Source organism: Acinetobacter sp. WCHAc010052 (assembly GCF_002165295.2).
GTDB lineage: Bacteria > Pseudomonadota > Gammaproteobacteria > Pseudomonadales > Moraxellaceae > Acinetobacter > Acinetobacter chinensis.
In genome coordinates this window covers 3,070,202-3,087,248 of record NZ_CP032143.1, presented here as the reverse complement: position 1 = coordinate 3,087,248, position 17,047 = coordinate 3,070,202, and the positions used below count along the sequence as shown (strand labels likewise).

At 44.5% G+C, this 17,047-nt stretch carries 18 protein-coding genes; 7 read left to right on the top strand and 11 right to left on the bottom strand.

All coding sequences use genetic code 11. The features are described from left to right. Positions 1 to 17: 17 nt before the first annotated feature. Together CDG61_RS15080 and infA are read right to left on the bottom strand one after the other, a co-directional pair. Complete coding sequence (locus tag CDG61_RS15080) at positions 18 to 410, bottom strand: hypothetical protein (RefSeq protein ID WP_087550499.1); 393 nt, start codon at positions 408 to 410, stop codon at positions 18 to 20. Between the two features lie 210 nt (positions 411 to 620). Further along, on the bottom strand, positions 621 to 842 hold the full coding sequence (gene infA / locus CDG61_RS15075) for a translation initiation factor IF-1 (RefSeq protein WP_001284370.1): 222 nt from the start codon (positions 840 to 842) through the stop codon (positions 621 to 623). A 229-nt stretch (positions 843 to 1,071) separates the two neighbouring features. On the opposite strand from infA, the gene CDG61_RS15070 reads away from it, so the two are divergent. Beyond that, positions 1,072 to 2,079, top strand: a complete 1,008-nt coding sequence (locus CDG61_RS15070; RefSeq protein ID WP_087513696.1) for an AraC family transcriptional regulator — start codon at positions 1,072 to 1,074, stop codon at positions 2,077 to 2,079. A gap of 139 nt (positions 2,080 to 2,218) precedes the next feature. On the opposite strand, the gene truA is transcribed toward CDG61_RS15070, so the two are convergent. From truA to asd, 5 genes are all read right to left on the bottom strand, one after another. Continuing rightward, on the bottom strand, positions 2,219 to 3,016 hold the full coding sequence (truA, locus tag CDG61_RS15065; protein ID WP_087550500.1) for a tRNA pseudouridine(38-40) synthase TruA: 798 nt from the start codon (positions 3,014 to 3,016) through the stop codon (positions 2,219 to 2,221). Between the two features lie 33 nt (positions 3,017 to 3,049). Then, a complete protein-coding gene (locus CDG61_RS15060; protein WP_087550642.1) occupies positions 3,050 to 4,009 on the bottom strand; it encodes an asparaginase in 960 nt (319 codons plus the stop codon). Positions 4,010 to 4,054: 45 nt separating this feature from the next. After that, on the bottom strand, positions 4,055 to 5,359 hold the full coding sequence (locus tag CDG61_RS15055) for a FimV/HubP family polar landmark protein (protein WP_087550501.1): 1,305 nt from the start codon (positions 5,357 to 5,359) through the stop codon (positions 4,055 to 4,057). A gap of 51 nt (positions 5,360 to 5,410) precedes the next feature. Further along, positions 5,411 to 6,790, bottom strand: a complete 1,380-nt coding sequence (locus tag CDG61_RS15050; protein WP_087550502.1) for a FimV family protein — start codon at positions 6,788 to 6,790, stop codon at positions 5,411 to 5,413. Positions 6,791 to 6,940: 150 nt separating this feature from the next. Next, positions 6,941 to 8,059: an aspartate-semialdehyde dehydrogenase gene (asd, locus tag CDG61_RS15045; protein ID WP_087513701.1), complete on the bottom strand. Its 1,119-nt coding sequence runs from the start codon at positions 8,057 to 8,059 to the stop codon at positions 6,941 to 6,943. 185 nt (positions 8,060 to 8,244) lie between these two features. On the opposite strand from asd, the gene CDG61_RS15040 reads away from it, so the two are divergent. Both CDG61_RS15040 and CDG61_RS15035 read left to right on the top strand, forming a co-directional pair. Next, positions 8,245 to 9,366 carry an endonuclease/exonuclease/phosphatase family protein gene (locus tag CDG61_RS15040; RefSeq protein WP_087550503.1) on the top strand — a complete coding sequence of 374 codons (1,122 nt, stop codon included), beginning with the start codon at positions 8,245 to 8,247 and terminating at the stop codon, positions 9,364 to 9,366. A gap of 322 nt (positions 9,367 to 9,688) precedes the next feature. Beyond that, on the top strand, positions 9,689 to 10,006 hold the full coding sequence (locus tag CDG61_RS15035) for a hypothetical protein (RefSeq protein ID WP_087550504.1): 318 nt from the start codon (positions 9,689 to 9,691) through the stop codon (positions 10,004 to 10,006). A gap of 52 nt (positions 10,007 to 10,058) precedes the next feature. Here CDG61_RS15035 and CDG61_RS15030 read toward each other — a convergent pair whose 3' ends face one another. From CDG61_RS15030 to CDG61_RS15020, 3 genes are all read right to left on the bottom strand, one after another. Continuing rightward, on the bottom strand, positions 10,059 to 10,592 hold the full coding sequence (locus CDG61_RS15030; RefSeq protein ID WP_087550505.1) for a hypothetical protein: 534 nt from the start codon (positions 10,590 to 10,592) through the stop codon (positions 10,059 to 10,061). 133 nt (positions 10,593 to 10,725) lie between these two features. Further along, entirely contained in the window at positions 10,726 to 11,661 is a 936-nt protein-coding gene (locus CDG61_RS15025) for a lauroyl acyltransferase (RefSeq protein ID WP_087550506.1), read from the bottom strand. A 154-nt stretch (positions 11,662 to 11,815) separates the two neighbouring features. Then, positions 11,816 to 13,729 (bottom strand): ATP-binding cassette domain-containing protein, encoded by a 1,914-nt coding sequence (locus CDG61_RS15020; protein WP_087550507.1) that lies wholly within the window; start codon positions 13,727 to 13,729, stop codon positions 11,816 to 11,818. Between the two features lie 35 nt (positions 13,730 to 13,764). Between CDG61_RS15020 and CDG61_RS15015 the strand changes: the two genes are divergently transcribed. Next, complete coding sequence (locus CDG61_RS15015) at positions 13,765 to 14,010, top strand: SlyX family protein (RefSeq protein ID WP_087550508.1); 246 nt, start codon at positions 13,765 to 13,767, stop codon at positions 14,008 to 14,010. Positions 14,011 to 14,177: 167 nt separating this feature from the next. Beyond that, complete coding sequence (locus CDG61_RS15010; RefSeq protein ID WP_087550509.1) at positions 14,178 to 15,182, top strand: hypothetical protein; 1,005 nt, start codon at positions 14,178 to 14,180, stop codon at positions 15,180 to 15,182. 61 nt (positions 15,183 to 15,243) lie between these two features. Here the strand turns inward: CDG61_RS15010 and CDG61_RS15005 are convergent, their stop codons facing one another. Further along, positions 15,244 to 15,990, bottom strand: coding sequence for an SDR family oxidoreductase (locus CDG61_RS15005; RefSeq protein WP_087550510.1), 747 nt, complete (start codon positions 15,988 to 15,990; stop codon positions 15,244 to 15,246). Positions 15,991 to 16,138: 148 nt separating this feature from the next. Here CDG61_RS15005 and CDG61_RS15000 point away from each other — a divergent pair, with 148 nt between their 5' ends. Together CDG61_RS15000 and CDG61_RS14995 are read left to right on the top strand one after the other, a co-directional pair. After that, positions 16,139 to 16,468 carry a winged helix-turn-helix transcriptional regulator gene (locus CDG61_RS15000; RefSeq protein ID WP_087513710.1) on the top strand — a complete coding sequence of 110 codons (330 nt, stop codon included), beginning with the start codon at positions 16,139 to 16,141 and terminating at the stop codon, positions 16,466 to 16,468. A 104-nt stretch (positions 16,469 to 16,572) separates the two neighbouring features. Continuing rightward, positions 16,573 to 17,022 carry a hypothetical protein gene (locus tag CDG61_RS14995; RefSeq protein WP_087513711.1) on the top strand — a complete coding sequence of 150 codons (450 nt, stop codon included), beginning with the start codon at positions 16,573 to 16,575 and terminating at the stop codon, positions 17,020 to 17,022. The last annotated feature ends 25 nt before the right edge of the window (positions 17,023 to 17,047 follow it).

The window sequence follows — 17,047 nt, the reverse complement described above, 5'->3', positions numbered from 1 at the left end:
CGTTTTTTTATGTCTGATCAGCAGGCACGACCCGAATATTCAAGAGACTGAGCAATACCATCTTTCAGATTAAAAATAATATTGCATTTGAGATCAATGGAGTCATAACTTGATGCGGCATGAATAGCTTGAGTGCCTCCACTCGAGGAGATGCGCATTGCAGGCTGAGCCACTGGAATCTGCATGGTGCGAAGAACGGTGTAACTCAGGTGGCTGTCAGTCTGAACAGGCGCAGAGCGGACTTTATAGCCCAGTTCGGTTAGATTCAGTTTCTGTTTGATTTCTGAGGCAGATTGACCAATATACTGTTGCAGTTCCTGGTCCAGATTTACACGAACGGTGGTTGGTGAAGTGTTGCAGGCACTTAAAAACACGATGCAGGGCAACAGTAACAGGCTGGCTGGTTTCATTATTTTATTCTCGGTATTCTGATTTTATCTGTTTACAGTTTTATTGAATTGTTGTGTAAATTTCAAGTTTTTATATCGGCAGAGGATAAATTTAAGAAAAACAGAGTTATACAGATCAGCATACAGATATGCGATCCGACAGATCAGAAACAGGAATCATGCTTTTAAAAAAAGCCACTTGATCAGTGGCTTTTCTGCTTTCGCTAAGACTTAGCGTGCACGGTAAGTAATACGACCCTTGGTCAGATCGTAAGGAGTCATTTCGACTTTTACGCTGTCGCCAGTCAGAATGCGGATGTAATGTTTACGCATTTTACCTGAAATATGGGCAATCACTTCGTGACCGTTTTCTAAACGTACACGGAACATAGTATTAGGAAGCGTTTCGGTGACAACGCCTTCGAACTCGATGAGTTCCTCTTTATTGGCCATGGCCTACCTGATGATCAAATTGGAAAGGGGCAAATTATAGTCAATTATTCTGTATAAAACAAGATGAAATGGAGCGTTGGCTGATCATCTGTAAGTAAAACAGGCAAAGAACGCTGTAAAAAAATTCTACAAAAATGTGTAGTTTCATGTTGTCAGTTTGGTCAATCGCAGTTAATCTGAAATTAATCTTTTTGAGTATAAATGAATAAGATACAAGGAAGGTCTTTGAGTGGGTCAGCTAACTGATGCATCTGTTGTTTTAAGGTTGGGATACCAGGCGATTCGTCGTGCAGGTTTACCGACTGAGGAAATTTTAACAAAAGCGGGTGTCGCCCTGAATCAGGTTGAGGCCAATGACCGTACTCCATTGAATGCTCAATATGCGTTCTGGGTTGCGGCGGAGGAGGTCAGTAAGGATCCTGACATCGGGTTGCATCTTGGTGAACATCTGCCTTTATATCGGGGGCAGGTGATTGAGCACCTGTTTATCAGCAGTGAGAACTTTGGGGAAGGACTGAAGCGTGCACTGGCCTATCAGCGTTTGATCAGTGATGCATTTCATGCCCGACTGGTGATTGAGGATGACCGCTGTTATCTGACCAATGGTGAGCAGCCGTGGGCAGAAAATATTGTAAACCGACATTTTTCTGAATGTGCGATGTCTGGTGTATTACGGTTTTTCAAATTTATCACTGAAGGACGCTTTGAACCGATTTATATTGATTTCAATTTCACACAGGGCGCACCTGATGGTGAGTATTTCAGAGTGTATGAGTGTCCGGTCAGTTTAGGGCAGAAGGAAACCCGTCTGTATTTTGATCCTGCAATTCTGGATTTCCCGTTATGGCAGGCAGAACCTGAGCTGTTGCAGTTACATGAACAGCTGGCGATTGAAAAGCTGCAGGAACTTGCCCGTTATGATCTGGTTGGTGAAGTCCGCCGTGCAATCGGCTCCACGCTTGAAAGTGGTGAAACAACCCTCGAAACCGTGGCAGCACAGTTGAATATTACGCCACGCCGTTTACGGACTCAGTTATCTGAAGCCAATACCAGTTTTCAGCAGATTTTGTCGGATTACCGCTGTCGTCTGGCGAAAAAACTGCTGGCAAATACAGCTGAAAGTGTGGAGAGAATTGTGTATCTGACCGGTTTTTCAGAGCCAAGTACTTTCTATCGGGCATTTAAACGTTGGACCAATGAAACACCTGTGGAATACAGAAAGCGTAAACAGCGTTAAGTATTTTAAATACCTTCCCTTAATCCCTCCCACAGGGAGGGAGACTTTCATTGTGATGGAAACAGTGCTTCATTTTTGGATCCGGGATTTATCATGAAGGTGTATCTTCAACTTCCATAGATATTTTTAAATCCAGAAATTACTCAGGCATATTGAGCCAGTGTGGACCTAATGGCATTTTCGGCAGTTCAAACTGTGGTGGATAGTCTGCATGAATAAAATAAAGACCATCGGGTGGAGCGGTAATCCCTGCTGCTTTTCGGTCTTCGGCAGCAAAAATTTCGTCAATATGGTCAACATCATACATACCCTGACCAATTTCAAGCAGACAGCCCATAATATTGCGAACCATGTGATGCAGAAAGCCATTAGCCTGAATATCCAGCACTAAATAGCATCCGTGACGGACTAAACGGCAGTGACTGACATGACGTACCGGCTGGTTGGACTGGCATGCTGCCGCACGGAAGCTCTCAAAGTTATGAGTACCTTCGAACTTTTTCGCAGCCTCAATCATTTTATCTACATCCAGAGGGTAGTAGGCATGTGTCACCTGTTTAAACAGCAGAGCAGGGCGACTGGGGTTGTTATAGACCACATAGCGGTAACGGCGTGACTGAGCCTTGAAACGGGCATGAAAATCAGGGCTGATTTCCTTGATCCACTGAATGGCGATATCTTTAGGCAGCGTGCTGTTTGCCCCCATCAGCCAGCCACGGATCGGACGAATGGCACTGGTATCGAAATGAGCCACCATATTGGTTGCATGTACACCGGCATCGGTACGACCTGCGCCATGCAGGATAATCGGCTCATCTGCAATCTTACTCAGTATGGTTTCAATGGTTTCCTGTACGCTGCGAACGCCAGCTTGCTGAGTCTGCCATCCTTTATAACGAGTACCACAGAACTCAATACCGACTGCAAAACGCTGCATAGTGACCTCAAAAACTGACTGAAAAATGAAAAGCTACCAATGTTCATGCCATTGCTGAACAGCATCATATTGTAAATACATTTTCAGGGTTTTTGCATAAAGATCTGCATGTCCATGACAATCGCTGATGAGTAATTCAGCATCTTTAATCCATGAACTGACAGCATACCGCTGATCCATCTGCCCATAACTGACCTGTGTGGTCAGTATGACGGGACAGCCCTGGCTTTGAATCTGCTGAAGTTTCTGAATGATTTCCTGGTTTACCGCAATATTTCCTGTACCAAACCCCTGCAGTATCAGACAGTCTGGAGGATTTTTCTGTAACAGTGATAGATTGAACAGTAAATGCTCTGTGGCAATGGGTTGCATCATCAGATTCAGACAGTTGAAGCGTCTCGACTTTTCAATATCCTGTTCACTGACTGTGTGGCTTTTTTCAGTATTTTCCCATTCAGCAGTGGCGGAAGTCCCACTGAATGCATTTAACTCTGTGGTATGAGTTTTCAGGACACTGGCTGCATGCAGTAACTGATGGTGAAAAGCCAGATAAACTCCTGCTTTAGCATGCAGAACAGACTCAAGGGCAAAGTTCAGATTATCCATTGCATCACTGAACTCACGATTGTCCGCTCCCTGAATATTCAGTAATGGATACTGACTACCGGTCAGAACGACATGAGCGGACTGAGTAATGAAACGGGACAGTACGGCAGCGGCATAACTGAGCGTATCGGTACCGTGAATCACAACAAAATGATTAAACTGCTTTAACTGTAACTGTTGAATGAACTGAATAAGCTCAAGCCAGTCTGTACCGATACAGGCACTGCTATCCTTTATCACAGGCGCAGTAAAGCATTCGATATCCATATTCAAAGGAAGGACACGTTTCAGCTGGGGAATAAACCGTTCAGCTGGCATAGGAGACAAGGGTTCGCCTGTACAACCGAATGTCCCGCCCATATAGATCAGAGCAATTTTTTTCATCATAAAAAAAGCAGTCATGGAGACTGCTTTATTTTAAGGCTAAATCGTTCAGGAAGCGATTCTGTTCAGTAACAGATCGGCTTGCTGACGTTGTTCAGTACTGTATGAAGCCTGCTGTTCAGCCAGCAGTTTACGCGCAGAATCATAAGCACCCAGTTCAATGTACTGTTGAGCCAGATCGAGGTTCAGTTGAATTTCATTGACTTCAAGCAGTTCAGGGAAAGATTGAGCCAATGGGTCATTCAGATTCTGTGCAGGCTGAATATCAGAAATTACTGCTGCAGGCTCTGGTTCAGCTGTTTCTGTGCTGACAACTGGGTCAAGACTGAAACTGAATTCTGGTTTCAGTTCACTGACAGGTTCAGCAGCTGTTTCAGTCTGACTGGTTTCTGTTGCTGAAAAGTCAAATTTAAATTCTGGAACAGCTTCTGCTTCTGCCGGCTTTTCAGCTTCAACAGCAGGTGTGTCGGTAACAGGAGTATCCAGCGTAAAAGAGAAATCCAGTGGTTTGATTTCTTCTGTTTTTTCAGCTTCAACTACAGGTTGTGCAGCAGGAGCTGGATCAAAAGTCAGATTGAAATCCAGTGGTTTTATTTCAGGAACAGGTTCAGCTACAGGCGCTGGTGCAGGTACTTCTGCTGCAGGTGTTACGGGTACTGAAGATTCGACTGAAAGTGAGCTGAAGTCACTTGGCAGGGCTTTTAACTCAGGAAGTACAGAGTCAGATGATGCAGAGAGTTCCTGTTGCAGGCGGTCAAATGCAGGCGTCTGACTGGTTGCTGTATCAGGAGTCTGCATTAAAGCATCAAAGTCAGCTGTTGCTTTGGCAGATGGAGCTGTCTGAACCGCTGAACCGCTTGACGGTACAAAATCAATGGTATCTTTGGTCGAGGCATGAGCACGGTCATATTCGTCTTTTTTTGCCTGCGCCTGTTCAAGAATACTGTTCAGCTCAAGGCTTTCAATATGATTCAGCAACTGGCTGATTGCAAATTCATCTTTCTGTAAAAGGTGAATATCAAACAGAAACAGATAGAGTTCATGTTGAGTGTTGTCGCGGTTTAAAGCCTGATTGATCTGCGCTTCTGCACCTGAAAAATTACGCTCCTGAATCAGTCCCTGAATTTTGTCACGGACATCTGCAGACAAAGGCGTTGTTTTCTTCTGAGCTGTTAAAACAGTATCTTCAACGACCTGGGTGGGTTGCGGCACTTTTTTAGTCGAGCTGCTTTTCTTCCCTTTTGCAGAAGCTGCTTTTTTCTGTGTTGCGCCAGACTCATTCCCTGCCTGTTTTTTCTTGACGACAAGTAAAACCACAATCAGTAAAATTAATGGAATCACATAAATCAACATGTTGTTACCCCTTATGGATGAAGCCTTTAAACTGACTTCTCCCCAAAATCTTTAGTTTGTAGCACTCTGGTGTTTTGCTTTGTTGTCTGGCTGTTGATTTTTCAACTGTTGCTGCAACTGGGCAAGACGAGCATTTAATAATTGAATTCTGTGATCCTTCTGACGTAATGCTGAATCCAGTTGTGTCACGTTTCTCTGTAATTTAACGGTTTTCTCTCGAGATGTCATAACTTTTAGTGACAACTCTTCTGAGGTTTGATTTGTTTGTGTGCTCTTTTTCGCAGAACCATGTGCAGAATTATTTTCTTTTTCTGCCACCAGGCTCATCTCTGCCTGATTCAGACGGTACTTCGCTTTACCAGACTGTTTTGCTGTTGCAGAAGGCTGCACAGTGACAGGTGTCTTTTTATCTTTGGCAGGTGCTGCGGCATGCAGATTCAGAACAACACCTTTACGCAGGCGGTTGGCATCACCATGAATGAACGCATGTTCATTTCCGACTTTAATCTGCTTCATGACTTCCTGAACCGGTCTGTTCTGGGAGTTTGCAATACGCGTTGCAATTTGCCATAAAGATTCATTATTTTGCACGGTATGCTGTGCAGGTGTGGAATCGGGAGCTTGACCTGCTGTTGCTGTCTCTGGAGTCTGCCTGGTTACAGCAGGTCTGGCTGGCTCAGCAGTATTGTTTGTCTGAAGTGATTCAGCGTATTTCCTGACCAGAGGATCTGCTGAAACCTGACTGTTTTGTACAGCAGGAGCAACTGATGGTGCTACCGATGCAGATGCCGATGGTGCAGGGGCGGCAGGAACAGCAGCTGTTACAGTCTCAGTTGTTGTCTGAGAGACAGCGGATGCATTCATAACAGGTGGTGTGCTGAGTTTCACAGGCAGGGTAACTTCTGGCGTTTTAATCTTTGCAGCCGTCTGCATGGCAGGCACACTGTATGCCGTACTCATCGGAAGATTCAGAGGAATGTCTTTTTCACTGGCAATAATGACCGGTGTCAGCGTCCGCTCGTTTGCTGCGGTATTCTGATTGAGCAGAGCATTCCGTTTGATCTGTTTTCTGACATGCTGAATATGGACGGCATTGCCTTCTCTGATCCGGATGACAACATTCAGCTCCGATTCCGTCATCGGGCGGGAAGAGGTAATGGTGATCACACCTTCACCCTGACCATTGCGTCGGGTAAAAAAGTTCAGATGTCCTGGAGGCTGATGTGCAATCCCCATTGAAATCAGATCTTCAGGTGTTGCCAGACCCGCCTGTACTGCTGCATCAGGTGCAGCATTACGAAAATTTATTTCTGCATAAAGCAGTTCCCCAGGTGCCGATTGAATCTGAATCGGATCTACAGTAATTGCATGAATCTGCTGTGATGCAATAATGGCAAGAATAGCGATTTTTAATTTGTTATGTGCAGTCATCTTAATATGTGGCTCAGGTCATATATCGCAACGAGATCGTTATACAATAACTGGATGTTGATGATTTGTAAAATATTAACACATGAGTTACATAAAAAAGCCGATCATTTCATGATCGGCTTTTTATTCTGACCCATCATTCAGATGAGATCAGGCATTTTTGTAATCAATCAGAATGCGTAACATACGACGTAAAGGTTCAGCAGCACCCCAGAGTAACTGGTCACCCACTGTGAATGCACCAAGGTATTCTTTACCCATATTGAGCTTACGTAAACGACCTACAGGTACAGTTAAAGTTCCTGTTACCGCCACTGGAGTCAGGTCAGTCATGGATGCTTCACGGGTATTTGGAACCACTTTAGCCCACTGGTTCGACTGACGGATCATATCTTCGATTTCATCAAGCGGAACGTCTTTTTTCAGCTTCACAGTCAAAGCCTGTGAGTGGCAACGCATTGCACCGATACGGATACAGTGACCATCAATCGGTACAATCTGCTGATTGCCCAGGATTTTGTTGGTTTCAACCTGACCTTTCCATTCCTCTTTCGATTGACCGCTTTCCAGCTGTTTGTCGATATAAGGAATCAGGGAACCTGCCAGAGGCACGCCGAAGTTTGCAGACGGGAAGCCTTCGCCACGCTGTAAATCAGCAATTTTAGAGTCGATGTCCAGGATTGCAGAACGCGGGTCATCCAGCAGATCTTTGGTATTGTTGTATAAATACCCCATTCCTGTGATCAGCTCACGCATGTTCTGTGCGCCTGCACCAGATGCAGCCTGATAAGTCATTGCTGTCATCCATTCCACCAGGTTCTGCTGGAATAATGAACCCATGCCCATCAGCATCAGGGAAACAGTACAGTTTCCACCGACAAAAGTTTTAGTCCCTTTGACCAGACCTTCTTTAATCACGTTCAGGTTCACCGGATCCAGTACAATGATCGCTTCATCATTCATACGCAATGTAGATGCAGCATCAATCCAGTAGCCGTTCCAGCCTTCTGCTTTCAGCTTTGGAAATACGTCAGAGGTGTAGTCGCCACCCTGACAGGTAATAATGACATCCATCTGCTTCAGACTGCTGATGTCTGATGCATCCATAAGTGCTGGGGCGGTTTTACCACCAAAAGCAGGAGATTCACCCCCTGCATTACTGGTAGAAAAGTAGAATGGCTCAAAATGAGCAAAATCATTCTCTTCAACCATACGTTGCATAAGGACGGAACCAACCATCCCGCGCCAACCGACCAGACCTACTTTCATGTCACTTTGCCTCGGTGCGTTAAAAATTTAAAAGGGGTTTGAGTGTATCAAAAGTGCGCCCAACTGCAAGCGCTACAGAATCAAAACAGCAATTATGTTGTGCAATATAACTTGTTTATGTTACATGCAAAATTGATATTAATTTATGAATAGTTCAAAAAAATAGAATATAAGAGTGACAAAATATGATCTGGATCGAAATACTGGCAGGCGTGGTGATCTGGCTGAGTTTCTGGTCACTGATTCCACGGGATGAATGGTGGTTCAGGGGAGCAGATTTTCCACGTTTACAGATACTGGCAGCAGGTGTTGTTGCTTTTATTCTGTTGCTGTTCTGGCATGAGCCGTGGGATAGGCAAAGGGAAATCATCCTGGTGTTGCTGATCGCAGCCCTGGCTTATCAGCTGAAAATGGTCCTGCCTTATACATTTTTGTGGAAAAAGCAGGTGAAGCAGGTCAGACAGGAACAGCTGAACCCTGCACAGCAGATTTCTGTGATTGTATCCAATGTGCTGACACCCAATGACCAGTATCACTTATTGCTTGAGCAGATTCAGAAACATCAGCCAGATATGGTGCTGACCCTTGAAACGGATCAGACCTGGCAGAATGAACTGTCTGTGATTGAATCAGACTATCCGTACAGGGTGCCCGTGCCGCTGGATAACCTGTATGGCATGCATCTGTACAGCAAACTTGAACTTCAGGATGCAGAAGTTAAATTTATTTTAAGTGATGAAATTCCTTCCATTCACTGTACGGTGATTTTAGCTTCAGGACAGCCGGTCAATCTGTACTGTCTGCATCCCAAACCGCCGAGTCCGACCGAAGCCAAAGATTCAACATTAAGGGATGCAGAACTGCTGATTGTGGGAGATCAGATCAAAGACCTGGATGAAAGCTGTATTGTGATGGGGGATCTGAACGATGTTGCCTGGTCCAGAACCACACGGCTGTTCCAGCGGATCAGTGGTTTGCTCGACCCGCGCGTCGGACGTAAATACGTCAACACCTTTCATGCGGACTATAAATTTTTAAGATGGTCACTTGATCATGTTTTCCACAGTACTGACTTTGCACTGGTACAGATGCAGCGGTTGCCACATATTGGTTCAGATCATTTTCCTGTATATGTTGTTTTGCAGACAGGACGTGTTTTTGAGCAGATTCAGGAAGAAATGGAACAGACCGATGCGGATGAGCAGGAAGCACAGGATGCGATTCAGGATGGAATAGAAAAAGCTGAGCGTGAAGAAAAAACAGTGACAGATGAAATTGCTCAGGATTATAAAAATGAAATGAGATAGAGCGGAACAGGATTCAACATTGCAGGAAAAGTGTAAGAAATTGCTTACATGGATTTAGGCGGATAGCGGATGGCGGAGCAGCGAGGTATCACTTATTCTCAACTCATCGGCACATGGAGTTGGGAAAGGAAGAGTCCCGTTTAAGGAAGCAGAAGCCGATGGATAATCATCATGGACATGATGGTGGTATGGAAAGCCAGAAAAAAACAAAAAATTGAAAGCACAACCTCATAAGCCCGAGTTTTGCAGGACGCAGAACTCGGGTTATGCTTTTATGGAACAGTAGAAAAATGACAAAAGCGTAAAAAAGAGGTTTTCCTGAATGTATCTGTCTGCTTTTCAGAATTTCAAAATTTATATTGTGAATTTTACCGACCTTGCCCGTGATGCATTGCATATCTATGCGGGTCTTGCGGTTTATCTGATTGTGGCACTGCTGCATAAACGTCAGTTGAAATCACATTTTGCAATATGGGCTGTGGTGCTGGTTGCAGTCGGTTGTGAGCTTTTCGATGCCAGGGATGATCTGATCAATCATGGCTACTGGCGGGTTGGTGCCAGTCTGCACGATATTGTGAATACTTTATTCTGGCCTATGATCATCTGGCTGAGTGTCCGGTTTAAAGTGTGGAAGGCTTAGGGTGGGTAAAATCAGTATCCAGCTCTGGGATCAGCTGGATACCTGAAAAAAATTACTGTGCGTACTGAGCGTTTAATGCATTCAGTTCACTGCCCAGTTTTTGCTGAATAGCTACAGAGCGCTGAGACAGCTGAATAAACTCTTCAGTAGGTGCCTGCATGTTAAAGTTGGATGCAGTTGAGATGTCATACAGTTTTTCTGAGGTCAGCAGATTGTCAATCATCTGTGTACGGATATTCTGAACTTCTGCGCTTTTCAGATTCATTGCCATGATTTTTTCTTTGACTTTTTTCTGTAGATCGTTGCTCTTGCTTAGAATGTCTTTGATTTTTTCCTGGTCTGTACCGGCTTTCAGTACTTCATCACGTAATGCAAGGGCATCGGCATTTGTGGTGTTGGTTACTTCATTTAACAGTGTGAGATCAGCTTTAATGTCAGCTGGATTGGCTTTTGAAAGGCTGTCTGCTTTAATCTGCCAGTTGCCTGATGTTTCAGCAGCAGCTTCAGCGGAAGGTTTTTTATCACAGCCAGCGGTCATTAAAATTGCAGCCGTTAAGGGAATTAAAAGAAATTTTATCTGCTTCATTGTTTATTTTCTCTAAAATTATAAAACAAAAAAAGCTGAATATCAGAGGTATTCAGCTTCATTCAGTCTAAAGTCTTTCGCTGGTGCATCAGTTAATTTTTGTACAGTATTTGCACTATATTGGTTCAAAGGCTCAGTAAATCTGTTCGTAACCTTCTGGACGGGTTTTAAATCTGCGGTGAAACCACATGTACTGAGTGGGTGCGATACGCAGCTGATTTTCAATCACTTTGTTGACCCGAACAGCATCTTCTACTTCATCTTCTCCTGGCATATTGCCCAGAGCTGGTTCAATCAGCACACGGTATCGGGGATTGCTGACTTCACCATAACGATAAAAATATAAAGGAATTGCTGCAGCTTTGGTCATTTTCAGTAAACGGCGATGCGCTGTAACGGTAGCGGCAGGAACACCAAAAAATGGCGCCATAACGCCTTGTTTCAGACCGAAATCCTGATCAGGACTGTACCAGATGGCTCTGCCGTTTTTCAGATGTCGAATCAAGCCACGCATGTCATCGTGATCAATCTGATGGGTGTAGATGGTTGCCCGACAGCGATAGATCAGCATATCAAGCAGGGGGTTGTTCTGTGGGCGATAGACGACATCAGGTTCAAAATACTGGGCGCAGATATAGCCACCGGCATCGAGCAGTGTGGAGTGTGTTCCCAGCAGCAATGCACCTTTTGACTCAGCCTGTGCTTTCTGCAGATGTTCCAGTCCTTCGATACTGACTCTGTTTTTAAACCATGCAGGTGAGTACCAGGCATTCAGAGTTTCAAAAACCCCAAGCATCTGATCGACAAAGACCTGACGGGCATTGTCCTGAACCTGTTCAGGTGTCCATTCAGGAAAGCAGACTTCCAGATTGCGAACAGCTGTTTTTCGTCTTGATTTGAGACTTTTAAATGCAAAGTTACCCAGCACAGTCGCCAGTCGGTACTGAACAGCCCAGGGTAAAATAGCTAAAAGCATTAAAAAAACAATAGCAATCCAGATCCCCCAGTATTGAGGGGAGATGAATGCCCAATAAAACTTTCCGGGTTTGTATTGATGTTTTTTGCTCATATAACGCTTTTAACAATGAATATTGATCGACAGCGTTGCAGTTTAGCATGAACTGAATTCGACAAGGAAACAGCAGAAACAATGTGCAGACATAAAAACACCGCCATTGAGGCGGTGTTTTTATCTGTAGAAAGCTGATCTGAATCTGAAAAGATCAGGCTTTGGTCATTTCTTCAAGTTCATCCCAGCGTTCCATTTTTTCCAGCAGCAGGTCATCAATTTCTGACAGGCGCTGTGATGCTTTGGTCGCTGCATCTGCATCACTGACAAACCATGAACCATCTGCCAGTTTTTCTGAAAGTTCAGCCTGTTCTTTTTCAAGCGCTTCAATTTCAGCAGGTAACTGTTCCAGTGCACGCTGATCTTTATAGCTCAGTTTGACTTTTTTCTGTGGAGCCTGAGCTGCAGCGGCAGCCGTTGCTTCAGCTTTAGCCAGGGCTTTTTTTACATCACTTTTCTGATCGACAGCAGTCTGATCAGGACGCTGTTCCAGGTAGTCCTGGTAACCGCCAATGTATTCATCAATATTGCCTTTGCCATCAAAGACCCAGGTGGATGTCACGACATTGTCCATAAAGGCACGGTCATGTGAAATCAACAGTAATGTACCTTTATAGCCACCGAGCATTTCTTCGAGTAACTCTAAAGTCACCATATCCAGGTCGTTGGTCGGCTCATCCATCACAATTAAGTTGGATGGTTTGAGCAACAGTTTTGCCAGTAGAATACGGTTACGCTCACCACCAGACAGTGCTTTGACCGGTGTACGGGCACGTTCAGGTGAGAACAGAAAGTCCTGTAAGTAGCTGTAGATATGACGACGGCCACCATTTACATCCACAAAGTCAGAACCTTCTGAAACGTTATCTTTGACTGATTTTTCCAGATCCAGTGCATTACGCAGCTGGTCGAAATAAGCAACTTCCAGCTGTGTACCGGTTTTGACCGATCCTTTATGTTCCTGTTCACCTAAAATCGCTTTAATCAGTGTAGTTTTACCTACACCGTTGTCACCGACCAGACCAATACGGTCGCCACGCATGACCAGTGCAGAGAAGCCTTTGATGATTGGTGCGTTATCGCCAAAAGTGACCTGAAGATTGTCAATTTCAAAGACCACTTTACCTGAGCGGCTGGCATCCTGTGTTGCCATGCTTACTTTGCCCTGTTGAGAGCGACGCGCTCTGGATTCTTCACGCAGGGCTTTCAGCGCACGTACACGACCTTCGTTACGGGTACGGCGGGCTTTAATACCCTGGCGGATCCAGACTTCTTCTTCTGCCAGTTTTTTATCAAACAGAGCATTCTGTTTTTCTTCAGCTTCCATCTGCTGAGCTTTTAAGTCCAGGTAACGTGAATAGTTACCCTCATAACTGCGCAGGACACCACGATCCAGCTCAACAATACGGGTCGCAATGCTGTCCACAAATGAACGGTCATGCGAAATAAACAGCAGGGTTAAATTGTTCTGATCAAGCAGGAACTTTTCAAGCCATTCGATGCTTTCAACATCCAGGTGGTTAGTCGGTTCGTCCAGTAGAAGTACGTCAGGTTGTGTCAGCAAAGCACGGGCAAGCAGGACACGACGTTTACGACCGCCTGATAAATCGGCAAGATCAGCTTCTGGATCAAGTCCCATTTTACTTAAAATGGAGTTGACTTTGGTTTCCAGTGACCAGCCATCCAGCAGATCCAGCTGGTGTTGCAGATTACCCATACGGTCGCAGGCTTCCATATCACCCAGTACACATGCATCGCTGGCTTCATGGTATGCTTTAAGGACAGCAGCAGCTTCACCGGCACCTTCGGCAACAATGTCTGCCACTTTGCCTGAATCCATGGGAACATCCTGCGCCAGCATGGAAATGGTAATGCCGTTCTGGAGAGACACTTCACCATTGTCTGGAAGCAGACTTCCTTCAATGAGTTTGAGCAGGGTGGATTTTCCTTCACCGTTACGCCCAATCAGACAGACACGTTCGCCACGCTCCAGACTGAAGTTTGCGTTATCGAGCAGAGCCGGTCCGCCAAATGCGAGCTGGATATCCCTTAAAGTAATATAGGCCATACGGTTTCCTGAATATCCCCAAATGAGGACTTAAAATGACTAAACATATAAATCTGGATGATCAGGCGTCATTGTCCGCACCTATAGAAGATTTGCAAGTCCGAATTGCATTTTTGGATGATTTAGTCGAACAATTAAATGATCAGCTTGCGATACAGGGTACAGAAATTGCTGATTTAAAAAAACAAATGCAGATTCTGTATCGCCGTGTTGAAGCATCTGATTTGTCAGAAGGTATTGCAGAGTTTGATCCTGTAACTGATCGTCCACCGCATTACTGAGTTTCAGCACTGAAAACCAGGTGTGCTGCACAACGTCTCAGGAGCTGAGGTATATATGCGTGTTAATTTAAAAAGAAAGTTACATTTATCTGTCGGTTTTATTTGCACTTTATCGCACTTGCCGTTGTAATGCACAACCTGTTAACAGTCTTTTGAAGCTTCTGACAATGAATCCCAAAGCCGTGCTGCTGGACCTGGAAAATAATATGCCCACTGCAAAGTTGCTGCGGGAGATTATTGAGCATTTTCCTGTGCTGTATTTATTTAACTGCAAAGGGAATTTTGAATACACCCTTGAAGACATGACAGAGTTTTCGGGCTGGGTCAGCAGTGGTCAGGTGGTGATTCTGGATGTACCGGAAGCCAGTCAGAAAGAATTTGAATATGCTGTTCTGGTTGGACAGCTGATGGCTTTACTTGAGCCAGACAGCCATGTGGAAGTGATTTCAGCACAGTCTGGAATAGATGTTCTGATAGATTTACTTAGTGGTGCAGATATTTCATGCAGTCTGATTCAGATCAGTCCAGATACAGGCAGGGCAGTTTATGTGCTGCCCGATGCAGAAACGTTCAAGCAGAAACCGCTGTTACAGCAGGTCAAAAAATACTGTGATGCACTGGGACGGATGACAGGGAAGCCCAATACAGTTGAAAAGCTGAAAAATTCAATTGCCAATATTTTGCAGATGGTTCCTGAAAAAACACAGCAGGTCGTGGGTGCAATGATTAATCTGAAAATCATTAAACGCCATGAGGATCAGATTGCTTACCGTAAAAAAATCCTGCGTCAATGGATTCAGCTGAACCTGAATGGAAGCCCTGTACCACCTGAAAATTCTGTGGATTTATCGACAGCTGTCACACAGTTGCAGATCACGGCAGAAAGTTCACCGAATCTGAAAACAGATATTATTGAAGCAGCTTCGCAGGATGTGCAGACTGAGCTGTACAAAAATTTTGGTCAGATTGATCCTGTGCAGCTGGAAGTGGTACGGAAACTGTCACAGCTGAAAAATGAGAAACCACGGGATATTTATCAGTTACGCGACTTGCTTGGAGCAATGTTCCCTCAGTCTGACGTCAGACTGTTGCTCAAAGAGCTGATAGAAAAAGGCTATATCTACTGGAATGGTCACGAAATCCTGTACAGCCACGAAATGTATCTGAACTAGACATCACAACAAATCTGAACACAGGTAGAAATTTCAGTCTGCCTGTTATTCAGAACCAGCTTCAAAGGTTGGCAACACCGCCATCAATCAGTAATTCGGTGCCTATAACAAATCTGGATTCAGTCGAAGCCAGATAGATAAATGCATCGGCAATTTCACTTGAATCTGCCATTCTGTTCAGTGGAACAAGCTGTTCAATTTCAGCTCTAAGCTTCAGTTTTGTGCTTTCATCAGAGGTAATTTTATCCAGTGCAGGTGTCTGCGTTGGTCCTGGGGACAGAAGATTAAACCTGATCTGTTGTGACAGCAGTTCACGGGACAGTGTTTTTACAAGTGAACGTAAAGCGATTTTAGAAGCAGCGTAAACATTGCTCTGGGGCAGTGCAATATGAATACTGGTCGAACCACAAAGAACAACAGAACAACCTGGATTGAGCAGGGGTAAAAGGCTTTGCAGGAGAAAAAACGGTCCTTTCACATTGGTGTTAAAAACCTTGTCAAACTTTTGTTCATCCCATTGCCCAAAAGCCTCATGATGTACATTTCCTGCATTTAGAAATACAGCATCCAGGTGGACAGCTGAATGCTGCAGATAACTGACCATAGACTGCTGTTGATGAACTGATGCATGATCACATTGAATGCCATGACTTTTCTGCCCAAGCAGTGCCTGAGTCTGTGCAAGAGCTTCTGTATTTCTCGCTGTAAAATAGACAAAGGCACCTTCCTGAATTGCACGCTGTGCGGATGCAAGCCCAATACCGCTGGTTGCTCCTGAGATCAGGATGGTTTTGTTTTTTAAACGCATATAATACCTGCTGTATCTGTATTTATCGCTATGCTGTCTGTATTTATGGTGAGATAGAAGTACTTACCTGTCGGTAACTGGGTGTGCATCTGGTTGGAAATGACGGCAAATGTGGAAACTGTAATTGTAATTTTATGTAAGGTGGAAAATGTCTGCTTCTGAGTATGAACAACATTGTTCAATTATGCGTTTTATTCAGCTCTTTTCAGGAAAGTGGGTGCTGCCGATCATTTATCACCTGATTCATGCCGAGAAACCTGTCCGTTTTAATGAACTGCATAAAGCACTCAGTCCTGTCCCACAGAAAGAACTTTCAAGACATTTGAAGCTGCTGGAAAAACATCAGCTGATCAGCCGGACGGTATATGCTGAAATTCCTCCAAAAGTGGAATACCAGATCACAGAGCTGGGGAGAACACTGGAGCCTTCAATTGAATCATTGTCCCGATGGATGCTGTATTTTGAGCAGCAGAAATGAGCTGAGGGTGTATAAACAGTGGATTATCCATCATAGATTGATTTTGATCTTGCGTTTTATATTGCGCTTGTGCAACTCTAATAAAAGGTCAGAAAGGTTTTACTATGGAAAACACAGGTATTTGGGTTGCGGTTATTGTTATCGTATTTGTACTGGGTTCAGTTCTTGGGCTAAAAGTCAGTCCCCGTGAAAAAGCACTGGGCATCATGCGCGACAAAGCCCGTAAAATGGGATTGCATCCCAGACTGGTTGCAGCACCTGAATGGACCCGTGTACCGATGGCAACTGAAAAACGTGCAAGTATGGTGGCGTATTACAGTGTTCTGTTGCCTGAAGCCCGTTTGCCTCTGATGCGTGCAAGAGTGGAGGATCAAAAACTCAAAACCGTTCAGGGAGATGAGAAATTTAATGATTTTCCCATTGCATTAAAAGGGATTTATGCTATTGATATGCAGGCAAACTGCGTGGGGCTGTACTGGCAGGAAGAATCTGACCTGAAAGCCGAGCAGCTTGACGACATGAAGGCATTGTTGATTCATCTGGCTGAATTTTAATTTCATAAATAACAGGGTAAACGAT

Bases quoted from the DNA above. Each gene is read 5' to 3' on its own strand.
- CDG61_RS15080 (WP_087550499.1), bottom strand. From the start codon at position 410: ATGAAACCAGCCAGCCTGTTACTGTTGCCCTGCATCGTGTTTTTAAGT.
- infA (WP_001284370.1), bottom strand. From the start codon at position 842: ATGGCCAATAAAGAGGAACTCATCGAGTTCGAAGGCGTTGTCACCGAA.
- truA (WP_087550500.1), bottom strand. From the start codon at position 3,016: ATGCAGCGTTTTGCAGTCGGTATTGAGTTCTGTGGTACTCGTTATAAA.
- CDG61_RS15060 (WP_087550642.1), bottom strand. From the start codon at position 4,009: ATGATGAAAAAAATTGCTCTGATCTATATGGGCGGGACATTCGGTTGT.
- CDG61_RS15055 (WP_087550501.1), bottom strand. From the start codon at position 5,359: ATGTTGATTTATGTGATTCCATTAATTTTACTGATTGTGGTTTTACTT.
- CDG61_RS15050 (WP_087550502.1), bottom strand. From the start codon at position 6,790: ATGACTGCACATAACAAATTAAAAATCGCTATTCTTGCCATTATTGCA.
- asd (WP_087513701.1), bottom strand. From the start codon at position 8,059: ATGAAAGTAGGTCTGGTCGGTTGGCGCGGGATGGTTGGTTCCGTCCTT.
- CDG61_RS15040 (WP_087550503.1), top strand. From the start codon at position 8,245: ATGATCTGGATCGAAATACTGGCAGGCGTGGTGATCTGGCTGAGTTTC.
- CDG61_RS15035 (WP_087550504.1), top strand. From the start codon at position 9,689: ATGTATCTGTCTGCTTTTCAGAATTTCAAAATTTATATTGTGAATTTT.
- CDG61_RS15030 (WP_087550505.1), bottom strand. From the start codon at position 10,592: ATGAAGCAGATAAAATTTCTTTTAATTCCCTTAACGGCTGCAATTTTA.
- CDG61_RS15025 (WP_087550506.1), bottom strand. From the start codon at position 11,661: ATGAGCAAAAAACATCAATACAAACCCGGAAAGTTTTATTGGGCATTC.
- CDG61_RS15020 (WP_087550507.1), bottom strand. From the start codon at position 13,729: ATGGCCTATATTACTTTAAGGGATATCCAGCTCGCATTTGGCGGACCG.
- CDG61_RS15015 (WP_087550508.1), top strand. From the start codon at position 13,765: ATGACTAAACATATAAATCTGGATGATCAGGCGTCATTGTCCGCACCT.
- CDG61_RS15010 (WP_087550509.1), top strand. From the start codon at position 14,178: ATGAATCCCAAAGCCGTGCTGCTGGACCTGGAAAATAATATGCCCACT.
- CDG61_RS15005 (WP_087550510.1), bottom strand. From the start codon at position 15,990: ATGCGTTTAAAAAACAAAACCATCCTGATCTCAGGAGCAACCAGCGGT.
- CDG61_RS15000 (WP_087513710.1), top strand. From the start codon at position 16,139: ATGTCTGCTTCTGAGTATGAACAACATTGTTCAATTATGCGTTTTATT.
- CDG61_RS14995 (WP_087513711.1), top strand. From the start codon at position 16,573: ATGGAAAACACAGGTATTTGGGTTGCGGTTATTGTTATCGTATTTGTA.